This is a genomic window from Staphylococcus sp. FSL W8-0305, from assembly GCF_037966415.1.
Taxonomy (GTDB): domain Bacteria; phylum Bacillota; class Bacilli; order Staphylococcales; family Staphylococcaceae; genus Staphylococcus; species Staphylococcus aureus.
Genome location: NZ_CP150198.1, coordinates 742,748 through 759,765 on the forward strand (window position 1 = coordinate 742,748; position 17,018 = coordinate 759,765).

The 17,018-nt window shown below is 32.5% G+C and carries 14 protein-coding genes; 1 reads left to right on the forward strand and 13 read right to left on the reverse strand.

What is annotated here, in order from left to right; translation table 11 throughout:
• Nucleotides 1–30: 30 nt before the first annotated feature.
• From NST10_RS03755 to NST10_RS03805, 11 genes are all read right to left on the reverse strand, one after another.
• On the reverse strand, nt 31–849 hold the full coding sequence (locus NST10_RS03755; RefSeq protein ID WP_001103747.1) for an MIP/aquaporin family protein: 819 nt from the start codon (nt 847–849) through the stop codon (nt 31–33).
• Between the two features lie 474 nt (nt 850–1,323).
• The gene (locus NST10_RS03760) at nt 1,324–1,866 is read right to left on the reverse strand and encodes a glycerol-3-phosphate responsive antiterminator (protein WP_001077635.1); all 543 of its coding nucleotides are present in this window, start codon (nt 1,864–1,866) and stop codon (nt 1,324–1,326) included.
• 5 nt (nt 1,867–1,871) lie between these two features.
• Nucleotides 1,872–3,881 carry a DNA mismatch repair endonuclease MutL gene (gene mutL, locus NST10_RS03765; RefSeq protein ID WP_000516249.1) on the reverse strand — a complete coding sequence of 670 codons (2,010 nt, stop codon included), beginning with the start codon at nt 3,879–3,881 and terminating at the stop codon, nt 1,872–1,874.
• A 12-nt stretch (nt 3,882–3,893) separates the two neighbouring features.
• Complete coding sequence (gene mutS, locus NST10_RS03770; protein ID WP_000073334.1) at nt 3,894–6,512, reverse strand: DNA mismatch repair protein MutS; 2,619 nt, start codon at nt 6,510–6,512, stop codon at nt 3,894–3,896.
• 302 nt (nt 6,513–6,814) lie between these two features.
• The gene (gene thiW, locus NST10_RS03775) at nt 6,815–7,306 is read right to left on the reverse strand and encodes an energy coupling factor transporter S component ThiW (RefSeq protein WP_000842278.1); all 492 of its coding nucleotides are present in this window, start codon (nt 7,304–7,306) and stop codon (nt 6,815–6,817) included.
• 26 nt (nt 7,307–7,332) lie between these two features.
• Nucleotides 7,333–7,698 (reverse strand): RicAFT regulatory complex protein RicA family protein, encoded by a 366-nt coding sequence (locus tag NST10_RS03780; RefSeq protein ID WP_000282386.1) that lies wholly within the window; start codon nt 7,696–7,698, stop codon nt 7,333–7,335.
• On the reverse strand, nt 7,699–9,243 hold the full coding sequence (gene miaB, locus NST10_RS03785; protein WP_339211309.1) for a tRNA (N6-isopentenyl adenosine(37)-C2)-methylthiotransferase MiaB: 1,545 nt from the start codon (nt 9,241–9,243) through the stop codon (nt 7,699–7,701).
• A 133-nt stretch (nt 9,244–9,376) separates the two neighbouring features.
• Nucleotides 9,377–9,670: an MTH1187 family thiamine-binding protein gene (locus NST10_RS03790; RefSeq protein ID WP_000655672.1), complete on the reverse strand. Its 294-nt coding sequence runs from the start codon at nt 9,668–9,670 to the stop codon at nt 9,377–9,379.
• 94 nt (nt 9,671–9,764) lie between these two features.
• Nucleotides 9,765–10,631 carry a 2-oxoacid:ferredoxin oxidoreductase subunit beta gene (locus NST10_RS03795; protein ID WP_001141929.1) on the reverse strand — a complete coding sequence of 289 codons (867 nt, stop codon included), beginning with the start codon at nt 10,629–10,631 and terminating at the stop codon, nt 9,765–9,767.
• Nucleotides 10,632–12,392, reverse strand: a complete 1,761-nt coding sequence (locus NST10_RS03800; protein WP_000804336.1) for a 2-oxoacid:acceptor oxidoreductase subunit alpha — start codon at nt 12,390–12,392, stop codon at nt 10,632–10,634.
• 139 nt (nt 12,393–12,531) lie between these two features.
• The gene (locus tag NST10_RS03805; protein ID WP_001222103.1) at nt 12,532–13,329 is read right to left on the reverse strand and encodes a TIGR00282 family metallophosphoesterase; all 798 of its coding nucleotides are present in this window, start codon (nt 13,327–13,329) and stop codon (nt 12,532–12,534) included.
• 173 nt (nt 13,330–13,502) lie between these two features.
• Here NST10_RS03805 and NST10_RS03810 point away from each other — a divergent pair, with 173 nt between their 5' ends.
• The gene (locus NST10_RS03810; RefSeq protein WP_000026308.1) at nt 13,503–13,718 is read left to right on the forward strand and encodes a hypothetical protein; all 216 of its coding nucleotides are present in this window, start codon (nt 13,503–13,505) and stop codon (nt 13,716–13,718) included.
• Between the two features lie 294 nt (nt 13,719–14,012).
• On the opposite strand, the gene rny is transcribed toward NST10_RS03810, so the two are convergent.
• A complete protein-coding gene (gene rny, locus NST10_RS03815; protein ID WP_001050913.1) occupies nt 14,013–15,572 on the reverse strand; it encodes a ribonuclease Y in 1,560 nt (519 codons plus the stop codon).
• A 353-nt stretch (nt 15,573–15,925) separates the two neighbouring features.
• A complete protein-coding gene (gene recA, locus NST10_RS03820; protein WP_000368166.1) occupies nt 15,926–16,969 on the reverse strand; it encodes a recombinase RecA in 1,044 nt (347 codons plus the stop codon).
• Nucleotides 16,970–17,018 lie beyond the last annotated feature (49 nt).

Consider the following 17,018-nt stretch of genomic DNA (forward strand, 5'->3'; position numbering starts at 1 on the left):
TAAATTATGCTATTTACATTTCTTTTTATTTTAGTAAATTGATTCGATATCACCTTTTTTTGATGATTTATTTAAAATGTAACCTAAAATCAAAGTAATAATAACTACAACAATTGCAATTGCACAACCAATATTAAATGTATGTTTATAAAATACAGCGTATACTACCGCACCTAATAAACCACCGGCAATTGGTCCTAAGATAGGAACGATTGCATATGACCAATTTGAACCACCTTTGCCAGCTATTGGTAAAATCGCATGTGCAATTCTCGGACCTAAATCACGTGCTGGGTTGATTGCATAACCAGTAGCACCGCCTAAACTTAATCCGATTGCAACAATTAATGCTCCGACAATTAAAGGATTTAAACCATCAGCAATTTTGTTTACACCGATAAATAAAATACCTAAAGTTAATGCCATTGTTCCGATAATTTCACTTAAAAAGTTGGCAAAGTAATTCTTAATAGCCGGTGCTGTAGAGAAAACACCTAATTTCGCGCCAGCTTCTTCTGTCGCTTTCCAATGTGGCAAGTACATTAACCATACAATTGTTGCTCCGACAATTGCACCTAACATTTGAGCAACAATATAACCAGGAACTAATGACCAATCAAAACTTCCGTCTAATGCAAGAGCTAAAGACACCGCTGGGTTTAAATGTGCACCTGAGAATTGACCAACAGCATACACACCCATTGTAACCGCTAATCCCCATCCAGCTGTGATGACAATCCAATCAGCACCATTCGCAGCACTTCTCTTTAAATTGACATTGGCACAAACGCCACCACCAAAAAGGATTAAGATTGCAGTTCCTAGGAATTCTGCTAAATATACATTCATATTAAATGTCCTCCCAAAAAGACAAAGAGATTCCTACACTAGCAGTTTGGCTCGTAGAAATCTCCCGTCTCTATTCTATGTATTAACTTTTATTATATTTGTTATAATACTATTGAGATGAAAGCGTTGTCAATGGTTTTTGTAAAAATTTTGTCAAATTTAATTTTTCAAGTCTTTATAAAAGTGATTTAATTTGAAAACTAGAAATATCAATCCTAACTAAATTATTTATGACGCCATTTTGTTTAAATGACATTCTTCAGCCATATTTTTTATGACTAGTTGCATTTTTTACAAATAAACACCTCTATAACTTTAATGATTTTAATCGTTTTAGAGGTGCTAATTATTTTATTTAATTATTCTTTGTATGATACCTTAAATTCCTTATTACATATCCCATATGAAAACGGCTTTTTTAATATGTTATATGACTAAATCTAGTGAAAAATCTAATTTTTGCAGACTTATGATTCACCAGAGTTTATCATAACTAGTTGTTACATATTTCGCTCCATTTTTAACAGCTTCATTAACTTCATCTATTGTATTAATTAGGCCACCTGCAATGACTTGTGTGTTTGTTTCTTTCTGAATATGATGAATCGCTTTACTCGCAACACCCGGAAGTACTTCAACAAAATCAGGTTCAACTTTTTTTATCAAATCTATACTGCGTTTCAATGCTTGACTATCAATAATAAACACTCTAAAAATCGTTAAAGTATTTAATGATTTCGCTTTTTTTATTACTTTAGATTTAGTCGATACAATACCTTTTGGCTTGTATTGCTGAATAATAAATTCACTTGCAAATTCATCGTGACTTAAACCTTTTATCAAATCTATATGAATAAAACACTCTATATGATTTTGCTTCAGCAATTCCATAATACTTTTTATATGTCCTATATGCATATCTAGAAGCACACACATTTTATAATCTGTTTTAATCAGTTTCTCTAAATCTTTAATGTTTCTTATGGCAGGCAATATGTTGTTATTCACTTGATTCATCCTCTCTACATCACACGCTTAAATAATTTTTCTAATTCGTATTTTGAAAAATTAATGATAATTGGACGACCATGTGGACATGTAAATGGATCTTCCGCTTCTCTTAATTGATCAATTAAATCAGACATTTCATGTTTTTGTAAATAATGATTCGCTTTAATAGATTTTTTACATGACATCATGATTGCTACATCTTCACGTAATTTTTTGATATCTACTTTTTTCTCTTCCAAAATTAGCTCAATCATATCTTTAATAATTTCTTCTACTTCATCTTTAGGGAACCAAACTGGATAGCTACTTACAATATAATCATGACCACCAAAATGTTCTAACATGATACCTACTTGTTGAAGCTCATTTTTATATTGATCAATGACTAATTGTTCATCTTTTGAAAAATGAAATGTTAACGGGATTAATAAATCTTGTATTTCATTGGTAACTTCACCTATTTTATCTCGAAAATATTCATATTTTATTCTTTCTTGAGCTGCATGCTGGTCAATCATGTACATGCCAAATTCATTTTGAGCAATAATATACGTTCCATGTACTTGGCCAACAATTTCCATATATGGAATTCTTCGTTTAGGGTCTTTACTTTTTGTTCCTTTAATATCGTTTACATCATAATAATCATCAGACGCTTTATTCTCATAATTTTGCACAGATGTATCGTCATTTGAATCAAATGTTTGATCCATTTCTTGTAAAATTTCTTGTTGTTTTTTGAAGTAGTCTTCATCTTTTTCACGTGTATTATTATAACCAGAAGATTCATCATCAGCTATTAAACTTTCAGATGTTTTCGTTACGAATGGATTATATGAATCTTCTTTTATAACTATCTCATCGTTTTGATTTTCTGCCATAAATGGCTTACTGTTACTTTCTTCAGATGAAAACGTCTTCTCTTGTTTATTCTCTGTGTTTTGTCTTTGTTCAAATTCGATTTTTTGTTGTTCGAATGAATGTAACACTTTATTTTTTTTCGGCACATAATCCAAGTTATTTTTAGGAATTAATATACGGTCTTTAAATGCTTCTTGTATTTTGCTCACTATCAATTGATATAGTTGCTCTTCTTTTGATAAACGCACTTCTAGTTTTGTTGGATGAACATTTACGTCTACTAAGATTGGATCCATTTCAATATTAATATAACAAATCGGGAACCTACCTATTGTTAAGAGTGTATGATAGCCTTCTAAAATCGCTTTATTTAACATAAAGTTTTTAATGTATCGTCCATTAATAAAAATAGAAATATAGTGCTTATTACTTCTAGAATGTTCAGGCTTTGCAACAAAACCTTCAATGTGATAATCACTTGTATCTCCAGATATATGTACTAAATCTCGTGCAACTTTCATCCCATAAATCTCTGCCATCACTTCATTAGTTCTTCCTGAACCATTTGTACTTAACATTGTTTTGCCATCTGAAATGAGTGCTATTCGAATGTCCGGATGACTCATTGCCATTCTGTTGACAATATCTGTTATTTTACCTAGTTCAGTGTATAAACTTTTTATATATTTTAAACGTGCTGGTGTATTATAAAATAATGATTCTACAAGTATATCTGTTCCTTTTTTCGCTTTTGCAGGCTTATGATTTAATATTTCACCATTTTCTACATATATTTCATTTCCATTAGCATTATCCGTGCAAGTCTTCAATGTTACTTTAGCAACTGATGAAATACTGGCTAGTGCTTCACCACGGAATCCTAACGTCCTAATATGAAATAAATCTTCATCTTGATCTAACTTACTAGTCGCATGTCTATGAAATACTAATCCTAAGTCTTCCGCTTCAATTCCGCTTCCATTATCGACTACGCGAATAGATTGGACGCCAGATTCCTCTACTTCAATACTTATTTCTGTAGCGCCTGCATCTATAGCATTTTCCAACAGTTCTTTCACAACAGAACTCGGTCTTTCAACTACTTCACCTGCTGCGATTTTATTTGCTAATGAGGTTTGGAGTTCTTTAATTTTCCCCATTTTGCAACACCTCTATTTTAATTGATTTTGTAATTCACTTAACTTCACCAATGCCTCAATTGGTGTCATATTAGATAAATTCAAATTTTTAATTTGTAGTTCAATCTCGCTTTCTTGATCATTTTCAAACAAATCAAATGATGCTTGTTCAAAGTCTTTTTGAGATAAAGTATCAGTTGTTTCTTCAACACTTAAGTTTGAATTTTCTTGATTAATTTCAGGTTCATTTTCGACCATTTTTAAATTTGATATCGATGATTTTTTACCAGCAGACGCTTCAAACTCGCTTAGGATCACTTGTGCTCTGCTAATAACTTTTTCAGGTAAATCAGCTAATTTCGCAACTTGAATACCATAACTATCGTCAACTGCACCATCTTTGACTTTATGCAAGAATATAAGTTCACCTTTATATTCATTAGCAGCGACGTGAACATTTTTTAGACTTGGTAATGCTTGATCTAATGTTGTCAATTCATGATAATGTGTTGAAAATAACGTTTTAGCATGTGATGTTTCAGCTACATACTCTATCATTGCCTGCGCTAAAGCTAAACCGTCATACGTTGAAGTACCACGTCCAATTTCATCGAAAATAATCAAACTATCCTCTGTTGCATAAGTTAATGCCTTTTGTGCTTCTAGCATTTCTACCATAAACGTACTCTTACCTGAAACCAAATCATCTGCCGCACCTATTCTAGTGAATATTTGATCAAATATAGGTAACACAGCCTCTTTACAAGGGACATAAGCTCCCATTTGGGCCATTATACTAATTATGGCAACTTGTCTCATATACGTCGATTTACCAGACATATTCGGACCTGTAATTAAATATATAAATGTTTCGTTATCTAATCGACAATTATTAGGCACATAGTCATTATAATCCATTACTCTTTCCACTACTGGGTGCCTAGATTCCACTAATTCTAATGTTTTATTTTCACTAAATGAAGGCCTAGTATAATTATATTTTTGAGCAATTTCTGCAAAGCTCTGTAAACAATCTAACTCTGAAATAATTTTAGCTTGATGTTGTAAACGTTCAGTATATTTTTTAACTTCTTCACGTAGCTGAACAAATAATTGATATTCTAATTCAATGGCTTTGTCTTCCGCACCTAAAATGATATCTTCTTTTTCTTTAAGTTCATCAGTTATAAATCGTTCCGCATTCGATAACGTTTGCTTCCTCATATAACCAAATTCACTTGGTTCAAAATTTTGCAAGTTGGCACGTGTTATTTCTATAAAATAACCAAACACTTTATTAAAGCTTATTTTCAATGATTTTATTCCTGTACGTTGTCTTTCTTTTGCTTGTAGTTCTGCTAACCATGTTTTTCCGTTTTTTGAAGCTTCAAGATATTCATCTAATTGCATATTAAAACCAACTTTGAATAGTCCACCATCTTTAACTGAAATTGGTGGTTCTTCTACTAAACTCTGTTCTAATATATCAAGTAAATCATCAAGTGGTTCTAGTTGATTAACTTGTACAAGAGTATCCTGATTCATAGAATTTAGTAATGCTTTAATATTCGGTATTTCAGAAATGGAATGTTTAAGTTGAATTAAATCTCTCGCATTAACATTTCCGTAACTAACACGCCCAACAAGACGTTCAATATCATACACTTGATTAAGATATGTTCTTAAGGTGTCTCTTTCTATGAAATGAGCACTAAATTCATCAACGATATCTAATCGTGCTTCAATTTGTTCTTTACTTATTAGTGGTCTATCTATCCATTGTTTTAATCGGCGTGCTCCCATTGGTGTTTTCGTTTCGTCCATCAGCCAAAGTAGCGTTCCTTTTTTGGATTTTAATCGAATGCTTTCCGTTAACTCAAGGTTTCTCTTAGCATAAAAATCCATTTTCATATAATCTATAGCTGCATATTGAACAGCATCCTCAATATGCGATAAATCACGTTTTTGTGTATGATGAATATAATCTAGCAATAATTGTGTCGCTTGATACATTAATTTATGTTCAGTTTGATTCACACTGTAGATTTCAGATGATAACGTTTCCCTGACTGTTATTGTTTCTGTCACCATATTAATTTGTCTTTTTAAATGATCGGAAATATTGTCATTGATAACAACTTCGTTAGGGTTTATCGTCGTAATTTCATTTAATAAAGTCGCTTCATCATTAAAATGTGTAACCTTTAATTCACCAGTAGAAACATCACAGTAACTAAGCGCAATTTCAGGTTGATTCATAACAAAACTTAAAATATAGTTATTTTGTTTATCATCTACACCACCTTGCTCCATCACAGTTCCTGGAGTCACAATTCTTACTACCTCACGTCTAACCATACCTTTCGTTTGTTTCGGATCTTCCATCTGTTCACAAATAGCTACTTTATATCCATTATTAACAAGTGTATCTATATAACTATCTGCAGAATGATACGGAACACCACACATCGGAATTGGATTTTCTTTTTTAGCATCTCTTTTAGTTAAAGTAATTTCAAGTACACGTGATGCCTCCTTGGCATCTTCATAAAACATTTCATAGAAATCACCTAGTCTAAAAAATAATAAGCAATCTTGGTATTCTGATTTTATTTTTAAATATTGCTGCATCATTGGTGTAACATTAGACATATTATTTCTTCACAACCCTTGTCTCTTTTTAAAATTTGTCTTTACAATATATTCGTTTGTAAGCTTTCTAATTATTAATTATTTAACTTATACATTTTAACATACTTACTTTTACAAACCTATTCATACCATATAATAACGAAGCATCTTAAATGTATAAGAAAACGCCTCAAACCTAATAAAATGTGTTAATAGCATGTTTAGAATTATATTAAAATTCTAACATTCAAGACATTTAATTAAGTAAGGGCGTTCAATATTAAAATGAACAATGACTCTGTTTGAAATCATATATCATAAAATTATTTTATAAACCTTTGAAGAATACCACGTTTTTTTAGAGTAAGTAATAAGAAATAACTTATAATAGATCCGATAGCACTTGAGACTATGAACGTAATCATTAACGGTTTAATGAAGAAGTCTTGAAGCCCAAGGAAATATGCTAATGGTATACAAATTAAACTTCCGATGACACCAGTTCCAAGTACTTCACCGACCGCGGCCATGAATATATGTTTACGATATATGTAAAACATACTAGCCAATAAAACTCCAATCATACTACCCGGAAATGCAAAAGCTGTACCAGTTCCAAAAAGAACTCTTAAAATTGATGATATAAGCGCTTGAGCTAATCCATACCAAGGACCTACTATGACCGCACTTAATACATTTACAAAATGCTGTACTGGTGCTGCCTTAACTGGTCCTAGAGGAATGATGATAATACTGCTTAATACAACATTTATTGCAATTAAAAGTGCAGTTATAGCCAGTTTTCTTGATTTCATATGATTGTTCTCCTTTTTGTTTGTAATTAATCACTATGTTTGGCTTTATTATGGTCATTTAAACGTGTTTCCATTGTTGATACAAACATTTTCAATAATTGATTCGCTTCATATTGTGAAGTTTGAAACTGTTCAACTATGGGCAATGTATTTATTTCTGCTTCTATACTTTGAATGGTATGTTCCGACTGTTCTAGCGCATTTTGTTTCCCGTAATTTTGAAAGTTTACTGCTTGTTTTTGATGCTTTTTTAACATATCCATTTTAGTCTTTATCGTTTGGTTCTGATGAATCTGTGCTTCAATTTGTTGATATGTTTTGATAGTATCCAAATTTTTAATTTTATTTGCAATATTATCCGCTTGTTTCAACACGTCATCTTTATTATACATTTATTGAATCACCATTTCCGGCTCTACTTCCTTTACAAAGCTGCCATTTAATGAATACTGTTTAGCTTCATCTATTCGTACTTCCACTAGTTTACCAATCATTTCTTTAGGCGCTTTGAAATTAACTAACTTATTTTTATCAGTGTAGCCAGCAAGAACCTGATCATCTTTTTTACTACTACCTTCACAAAGTACTGTTACAGTTTGTCCTTCGTACTTACTCATAGCTATTTGTGAATAATGACCAACTTTTTTATTCAAACGTTGCAATCGTTCCTTTTTGACATCTAAAGGTACATTATCTTTCATTTTAGCAGCAGGCGTACCATCACGTTGTGAATACAAATACGTATATGCATGTTCAAAACCAACTTCATCATACAAAGTTAAAGTTTCTTCAAATTGTTCCTCTGATTCATTTGGATACCCTACAATAATATCTGTAGTTAATGCTACATTTGGAATTCTATCTTTGATTCGTTTTACTAAATCCAAATAACTTTCTCGTGTATATTTTCTACCCATTATTTTTAATACTGCATTATTTCCAGATTGAACTGGCAAGTGGATATGAGGAACGATATTACCACCCTCTGAAATAACATCAATCATGTGATCTGTGAAGTCCCAAGGATGACTTGTTGTGAAACGAACTCTTGGAATCGCTATTTTAGAAATTGCTTGTAAAAGGTCTCCTAAGTCATATTCTATATCCTGTAAATCTTTACCATAAGAATTTACATTTTGACCTAAAAGCGTTATTTCTTTGTAACCTTCACGAGCAAGTTCACGTACTTCATCTATAATGTCTTCAGGTCTACGGCTTCGTTCTTTGCCTCTTGTAAATGGAACAATACAATATGTACAAAACTTATCACAACCATACATAATATTGACCCATGCTTTAATGTTGCCTTCACGGACTTTTGGAAGATTTTCAATAACGTCTCCTTCTTTAGACCATACTTCAACAACCATTGCTTTAGATAAGTATGCTTCTTCTAAAATTTCTGGTAAATGATGAATATTGTGTGTACCAAATATCATATCTACATTTTGATACGATTTTAAAATTTTATTCACTACTGACTCTTCTTGTGACATACAACCACAAACTCCGATTAAAATATCAGGTCGTTCTTTCTTCAAATGCTTCAAATTACCTATTTCACTAAAAACTTTGTTCTCGGCATTTTCTCTAATCGCACATGTATTAATTAAAATAACATCTGCAGTGTTAATATCAGTCGTTGCTTGATAGCCTAATGCTTCAAGTATACCAGCAATGACCTCAGTGTCATGTGCATTCATTTGACATCCATATGTTTTAATTAAAAATGTACGCTCGTTCCCCATACCGCGATATTTTTCATCAATTTGGAAATCTCTATTATAACGAACTTCTTGTTTACCTCTTTTTTTCGCTTCTTTTAAATTAGGCGATTGATAAACATGTTCAAAATATTTACTATAATCTTTTTCTGCTTTCTTATCTCTCTCAGCTAAAACATCTACAGAACTTGCTTTTCTTTGTTCTTCGTTCACTTTACAAAATCCTTTCTATTTGCCCGTATCATTTAATAATTATATTAAATTTAACTATAAAGTGCAAAAACAGTTAAAGTTATACGTCATCTCTAACAAGCCAATTCAAATCCAGTTTACTTCACTTTTAATGTTATTCATCATATTTTTCAGTTAAAGTTTCAATAGTAATGCCGTCTGGCACATGATAAAACTTAACTTGGCTAATAATACTTGGACATTCAAGTTCCACCATTCGTTCATTTAACGATTGTATTAAAATTAAACATTCATTCATATTTCCTTGTACTGTCGTTTCTAACGGACCTACTCTAAAATGCAAACCAGATTCGTCAATTATTTTAATCGCCTCGTCTACGTAAGGTATAACATTGTCATTGTCTGGTGTTTTAGGAATTATTTGTACACTCATTAATGTGTCTTTCATTTTTAAAAACTCCTTTATATTTTGTAATAGTAAAAAAACTGAGTAGCATAAATGGATCTGTTATAAATACATTTATACGACTCAGTTTTAATTATTAAATAAATTGTTCAGTTAATGCATTGAACGTGTCTTCAGTAATTTTGATATCTCTTTTAGCTAGTGGTGTATCATCTAACTCTTTGATTTGAGATTCATATGATGGGGTTTCTTTATCTTGATAAACAATACCAGTTACTAAAGATTCATGTTCAATAACAGTTTTAGTCGCTAATTGTTTATCTGTAGAATCATAGTTTTCAATGTCATCAACACTTGTTAAATGTTCTTTAAACCAATCGTATGTGTTAATTTTATTATAAGTCACACATGGTGAAAAGACATTAACAAATGAAAACCCATCGTGATTAATTGCATCTTCAATTAGTTTTGTTAATCCTTTAATATCACTTGAAAAACCTTGGGCTACAAATGTGGCACCAGATGATAATGCTAATTCTAAAGGCGCAACATTTTTTTCTATATTACCTTTTGGCGTTGTTTTAGTAACAAATCCTACTGCTGATGACGGCGATGTTTGTCCCTTTGTCAAACCATAAATTTGATTATCCATGACTATATACGTCATGTTCATATTTCTTCTTAAAGCATGGATTGTATGCCCCATACCAATAGCATAACCATCACCATCTCCTCCAGATGCAATAACAGTTAAATCTTTATTCGCCATTTTTACACCTTGAGCTAAAGGTAATGCACGTCCGTGAATAGAATGAACGCCATAAGAATTAATATATCCTGAAAGACGGCCAGAACATCCTATACCGGTGATGATAGCTACTTGTTCAGGTTCTAACCCTATATTTGCGGCTGCTTTTTGAATTGCAGCTTGTACTGAGAAATCGCCACATCCAGGGCACCAGTTAGGCTTAACATTATTTCTAAAATCTTTAAATGTCGGCATCTATACCATCTCCTTTATTTCAGTAGCAATTATTTTACCTTTTTCTTCGATTTCATGTGGTAGGAAAGGTGTCCCATCATACTTTGTATAATTTTCAATCTTATCATGAATATTGACATTCATTTTTATAATACTAGCCAATTGTCCTTGATAATTGTGCTCCACTACAACGACTTTCTTCGCTTTATTAACTGCATCTTGAATAACGCTTGTTGGGAATGGATGCAATTGTCTAATTTGTATAGTGTTAACTTTTATGCCTTGTTGATTCAAACGATTACTACCTTCTTGAATTGCACCTTTTGTAGAAATAAAACCGATATAAAGAATATCTGCATCTTCATGTTGTAAGTTAGCTTCTACTGGCGATTCAATTAGTAACTGCTCAATTTTACGCATTCGTTTTTCCATTTGTTGTTGTCTATTTGACGCAGATTCGCTAGGTTTACCTTCTTCATTGTGTTCCACACCAGTTATATGATGAATACCTCCTTTAACACCCGGGATAGGTCTAGGAGAAACACCATTGGATGTTAACGCATAACGCTTGAAATAACCTTTATCATCTTCTTCACGTTCAATATCAGATTGAATGATTTCACCACGTTTAATTTCAATGCGATTATAATCTAATTTTTCAACAGTTTGTTTTCCTAAAGATAATTGTAAATCACTTAGAACTATAACAGGGCATTGATATTGTTCTGCTAAATTAAAGGCTTCCATAGTTAAATAAAATGCATCTTCTGCATCAGTAGGTGCTACAACTATTTTTGGAATATCACCATGTGTACCATAAATCATTTGCATTAAATCTGACTGTTCTTGTTTCGTAGGTAATCCAGTAGAAGGTCCACCTCGTTGGGTATTAATTATGACTAATGGCGTTTCAGTCATACCAGATAATCCAATTGCTTCCATCATTAAAGATAAACCTGGACCAGCACTAGCCGTAAACGCTCTGACTCCACCATAATTTGCACCAATAGCCATAGTTACAGCAGCAATTTCATCTTCTGTTTGAATAACCGCTCCGTTTACTTTAGATATATTGGCAATCATATATTCCATAACTTCAGACGCAGGTGTAATAGGATATGCCGCCATAAATTGTGAACCTGCAGCAATTGCACCTAATCCAATGGCATCGTTACCAATCATATATAGATGTGGTAGTGCATCTGTTGACTCTAATTCAAAGTCCCCGTCGATTTCAGATAAGCGAGATTGCATTAATTGATAACCTTCGTTTAATGCTTGGATATTGACTTCAACTACCTTGTCACCTTTTTTAGAAAACATATTAGTAATAAGTTCTTCAAATGTATTTGTATTCAAATTCATCAATGCGCTAGTAGCACCTATTGCAACCATGTTTTTCATTAATGCTGTACCTAATTCTTTAGCGGTTGCTGTAAAAGGTAATTCAATAAGCTGTGCATGACATCCTTCTGGTTTCACAGGTTTAGCCTTGGCATCAGCTAAAATGATACTGTCTTCTCTCATTTCATGATGGTTAACATCAATTGTTTCTTGGTCAAATGCAATCAAAATATCTAAATCATCACTAATTGCATGAACAGGCGTCGTAGAAACTCTAATTTTATTATTCGTATGTCCACCTTTGATACGACTTGAAAAATGTCTATATCCATATAAATAATATCCTTTTCTATTCATAGCCGTTGCGAAGATTTCCCCAGTTGATTCAATACCTTCGCCTTGTTGACCGCCAACTTTCCACGATAATTGTGGTTTCATAGTTATATGCCTCCTATGGATATATTTCATATTAAATGATAACAAAAAGAACCACCGATTTACTATGTAAACAGTGGTACTATATTAAATTCATACTAATGGACGATAGGGTCCAATTAGAATGTTTACTTACGTAATTTTAAAATGTTGAAAATGGATGGTCATCATTTATCAATATACGTTCGATGTGCTTTGTTTTACCTTCTTTGTCCAAATCAATAACAACACCAGATAATACACTTCTACCTTCATTTGGAACAACATGTCTTTGTGGCAAACTAGTGATAAAACGCTCAATTACCTCTGTTTTATTTATTCCTAAAATGCCGTCATAAAAGCCTGTCATACCAACATCCGTTATATACCCTGTACCCTTTGGTAAAATACGTTCATCTGCTGTTTGAATGTGTGTATGCGTTCCAACAACAGCGCTAGCTCTACCATCTAAATGCCATCCCATTGCATACTTTTCAGAAGTTGTTTCTGCATGAAAATCAACAAATATAAACGGAGTTTGTTCTTGTGCTTCCTTGACTAATTGATCTGCCTTTTTAAAAGGATCATCAATATCTGGCATAAACGCTCTTCCTTGCAGATTAATAACTGCAAGTTTAATATCATTAATTTTTATAAATCTCATACCAATTCCCGGCGCTTCATCCGGAAAATTAGCTGGTCTTACTAGTCGTTTTGCTTCATCTATAAAATCATAAATTTCACGTTGACCATATGTGTGATTACCCATAGTCATGAAATCTACACCATTTCTTAGTAATTGTTTATATATTTTTTCAGTCAAACCTTTACCATGCGCTGCATTTTCAGCATTTACAATTGTAACTGTTGGTTTATACTTTTGCTTCAGTTGAGGTATGTACGTTTCAATTGCGTCTCGTCCAATTTTACCTACGATATCCCCTATAAACATTATTCTCATGTTTTGTTCATCCTCTCATAAATACTAGTTTAATTCATACGTTCTAATATTTAAAGTAAATATTAAATTCTTTGAATTATTTTTCTTCAATTATAGAGAGACATTACTTTGTCTGAAAACTTCAATATGTTAGTATTAAGACATCAAAATAAATAGGAGTTGTAAATAAATACATGTCTATTAATATTGATCCAGAAAAATTTGCAGAATTAGTGGTTATGTCTAACCCATCAAAATTCGAAGATGCAGAGGATATAGCTAAAGAAAGTTTAAAGCTTTACATTAATGCATATCGTTTAGCAGAGAGATATTCAACAATTGCAACAAATTGTTATGATACTGCAGAAGTTATAAAAGAATTAAAGAAAACAGATTTACAATTAAAATAACTCAACTTAGAAATAATTTCTAATTAATATTACAGAAGAGAAGATGTGTTACATCTTCTCTTCTTTTTTTAGTTTGAAAAAGCAATCACCTTTATAGGTTTACATAATATAAATATAGTAATTATGAACCTAAAACATTTTTATTAAAAGCAATAACTTCTTATTTAATATAAGGTCCATCTTACTTTCAAATAACTACTGTCTAATATAGTTATTACCAATAAAGTACTGTCTAACTAGATTGAAACTACAACTTAAAAAAGCTCCCTCACTAATTTGTGAGGGAGACAAAAATTATTTCGCATATTCTACTGCTCTAGTCTCTCGAACAACTGTCACCTTGATATGACCAGGATATTGTAATTCATCTTCAATCTGATTTTTAATATCTCTAGCCAATCGATAAGATTTTAAATCATCAATTTCTTCAGGAGATACAATCACTCGGATTTCTCTACCTGCCTGAATCGCAAATGCTTTTTCTACACCATCATAACTTTCTGATAACGTTTCTAAACGTTCTAATCGACGAATATAATTCTCTAATGTTTCTTTTCTTGCACCTGGACGAGCCGCAGACAATGCATCTGCAGCAGCAACAAGGATAGATATAATAGATGTAGGTTCAACATCACCATGGTGAGAATGGATTGCATTAATAACTGTTTCATTTTCACCATATTTTTTCGCTAATTCTACACCGATTTCAACATGACTACCTTCTACTTCATGATCAATTGCTTTACCAACATCATGTAAAAGTCCAGCTCGTTTCGCTAATGTCTCATCTTCGCCTAGCTCAGCAGCTAACATACTAGCAAGATGCGCAACTTCAATTGAATGTTTAAGTACATTTTGACCGTAACTTGTACGATAGTTTAAACGCCCTACAATTTTTACTAAGTCAGGATGCATATTATGTGCGTTCACTTCAAATGTAGCTTGTTCACCTGCTTCTCTTATAATATCGTCTACTTCTTTTCTAGCTTTTTCGACCATATCTTCAATTCTACCTGGATGAATACGTCCATCAGATACTAAGTTAACAAGTGCTGTTCTAGCAATTTCTCTTCTTATTGGATCAAAACCAGATAATATAACTGCTTCTGGTGTGTCATCAATAATTAAATCAATGCCAGTTAAAGTTTCAAGTGTACGGATGTTTCGTCCTTCACGTCCAATGATTCGACCTTTCATCTCATCATTAGGTAAGTTAACTACTGATACCGTTGATTCACTTGTGTGATCTGCTGCTAATCTTTGTACTGCTGTAGCTAATAATTCTTTTGCTGTTTTATCAACTTTTTCTTTAGCTTCTTTTTCTTTTTCTTTAACAAGTACTGCAATATCTTGTGACAGTTCTTCCTCTACTCTTTGAAGTTGCTCATTAATAGCTTCTTCTTGAGTGAGACCGGAGATGCGTTCTAATTCTTGTTCATGCTTCATTATTAACGTTTGAACACTACTCTCTTTTGCATCTACTTGTTGTTGTTTTTCTTCAATTTTTGATTCTTTTTGCTCTAAAATCTCATCTTTTTTATCTAATAGATCAGATTTACGCTCTAAGTTTTCTTCTTTTTGAAGAAGTCGGGTTTCTTGTCTTTGAAGTTCGCTACGTCTTTCTCGTAGTTCTGCTTCAGTTTGTTCTCTTAGGATTTGGTTTTCTTCTTTTGCCTCAAGTAATTTCTCTTTTTTGATATTGTCAGCTTCTTTATGTGCTTGATTTACAATATCTTCGGCAGTTTGTCTAGCTTGTGATTGCTTTTGAAGCAACAAATTTCGGGCAACAACATACCCTCCAACAACTCCTAGAATGATCCCCAGCAAAATGAGTAGGAGGCTTAATAAATTCACACAAACACCTCCTTTTCTAGGGTTTGCTCTTTATATGAAATTCAATATGACTTTATGAAATTATATATAAATCATACAAATTAATTGTACGGTTTATAGGAGATAAGTGTCAAGTTATCAATTTGCACTTTTGCACTATATTGAATGCTATTTCTACTATTTTCTAAAGTTTTGAAGCTCGATTATAAAACTATTGATAATGTAAAAATAAATAAAATAAAAAACCTTATAGTCTCGATTTGAAGTGCATCCCATAAAGTTAGATATTATTCCAGCTTTATGAGATGAATATCACTTTCAATCAATCCTATAAGGATATTTGCTAAGTTTAACTATAGATATAAATTTGTGTACTATTCTTCGTCAAATAATGACTTTGGTGCATCTTCCGTTTCTTCAACATCACCGTCAGATATACCTAATTTTTCTCTCAATTTACGATCAATTTCTTCTTTAATTTGTGGATTTTCTTTCAAGTACATTTTAACATTTTCCTTACCTTGACCCATTCGTTCGCCATTGTATGAATACCATGCTCCTGATTTATCAACGATGTCGTTTTCAACACCTAAATCAATAAGTTCACCCTCTTTAGAAATACCTTGTCCATACATAATATCAACTTCAGCTACTCTAAATGGTGGTGCCACTTTATTTTTAACGACTTTAATTTTAGTTCTATTACCTACAATTTCTTGTCCTTGTTTAAGCTGTTCTGCACGACGTACTTCTAGTCTTACTGAACTATAGAATTTTAATGCACGTCCACCTGGTGTAGTCTCTGGATTACCGAACATAACACCAACTTTTTCACGAATTTGGTTGATGAAAATAGCAGTTGTATTTGATTTAGAAATAGCACCTGAAAGTTTACGTAACGCTTGTGACATTAAACGAGCTTGTAAACCAACGTGAGTGTCTCCCATTTCTCCTTCAATTTCAGCTTTAGGTGTTAAAGCAGCAACTGAGTCTACAACTACAATATCAACTGCACCACTTCTAACAAATGCTTCAGCGATTTCAAGACCTTGTTCACCATGATCCGGTTGCGATAAATATAAATTATCGATATCTACGCCTAATGCTTGAGCATATTCTGGATCTAAAGCATGTTCAGCATCGATAAATGCTGCCACCCCGCCATTACTTTGTACTTCAGCAATAGCGTGAAGCGCTACTGTTGTCTTACCAGAACTTTCAGGACCATAAATTTCAATAATTCGTCCTTTAGGATAGCCACCTACACCTAGCGCATTATCTAATGTAACTGAACCAGTTGATGTAGTTGAAACTCGGCGACCTATATTGTCACCCAACTTCATTACGGCACCTTTACCGAAAGATTTCTCCATATTTTTAATTACTGTATCTAAAGCTTTTTGACGATCGTTATCCAAAGCGAGACCTCCTAATTGAAATTGCTATCTTTTAATTATCTTACCAATA

What these genes read in the sequence shown, in the direction of transcription:
- NST10_RS03810 (WP_000026308.1), top strand. Translation starts at nt 13,503, where the DNA reads ATGTCTATTAATATTGATCCAGAAAAATTTGCAGAATTAGTGGTTATG.
- NST10_RS03780 (WP_000282386.1), bottom strand. Translation starts at nt 7,698, where the DNA reads ATGTATAATAAAGATGACGTGTTGAAACAAGCGGATAATATTGCAAAT.
- NST10_RS03760 (WP_001077635.1), bottom strand. Translation starts at nt 1,866, where the DNA reads ATGAATCAAGTGAATAACAACATATTGCCTGCCATAAGAAACATTAAA.
- NST10_RS03805 (WP_001222103.1), bottom strand. Translation starts at nt 13,329, where the DNA reads ATGAGAATAATGTTTATAGGGGATATCGTAGGTAAAATTGGACGAGAC.
- NST10_RS03755 (WP_001103747.1), bottom strand. Translation starts at nt 849, where the DNA reads ATGAATGTATATTTAGCAGAATTCCTAGGAACTGCAATCTTAATCCTT.
- thiW (WP_000842278.1), bottom strand. Translation starts at nt 7,306, where the DNA reads ATGAAATCAAGAAAACTGGCTATAACTGCACTTTTAATTGCAATAAAT.
- NST10_RS03795 (WP_001141929.1), bottom strand. Translation starts at nt 10,631, where the DNA reads ATGCCGACATTTAAAGATTTTAGAAATAATGTTAAGCCTAACTGGTGC.
- mutL (WP_000516249.1), bottom strand. Translation starts at nt 3,881, where the DNA reads ATGGGGAAAATTAAAGAACTCCAAACCTCATTAGCAAATAAAATCGCA.
- NST10_RS03800 (WP_000804336.1), bottom strand. Translation starts at nt 12,392, where the DNA reads ATGAAACCACAATTATCGTGGAAAGTTGGCGGTCAACAAGGCGAAGGT.
- NST10_RS03790 (WP_000655672.1), bottom strand. Translation starts at nt 9,670, where the DNA reads ATGAAAGACACATTAATGAGTGTACAAATAATTCCTAAAACACCAGAC.
- mutS (WP_000073334.1), bottom strand. Translation starts at nt 6,512, where the DNA reads ATGTCTAATGTTACACCAATGATGCAGCAATATTTAAAAATAAAATCA.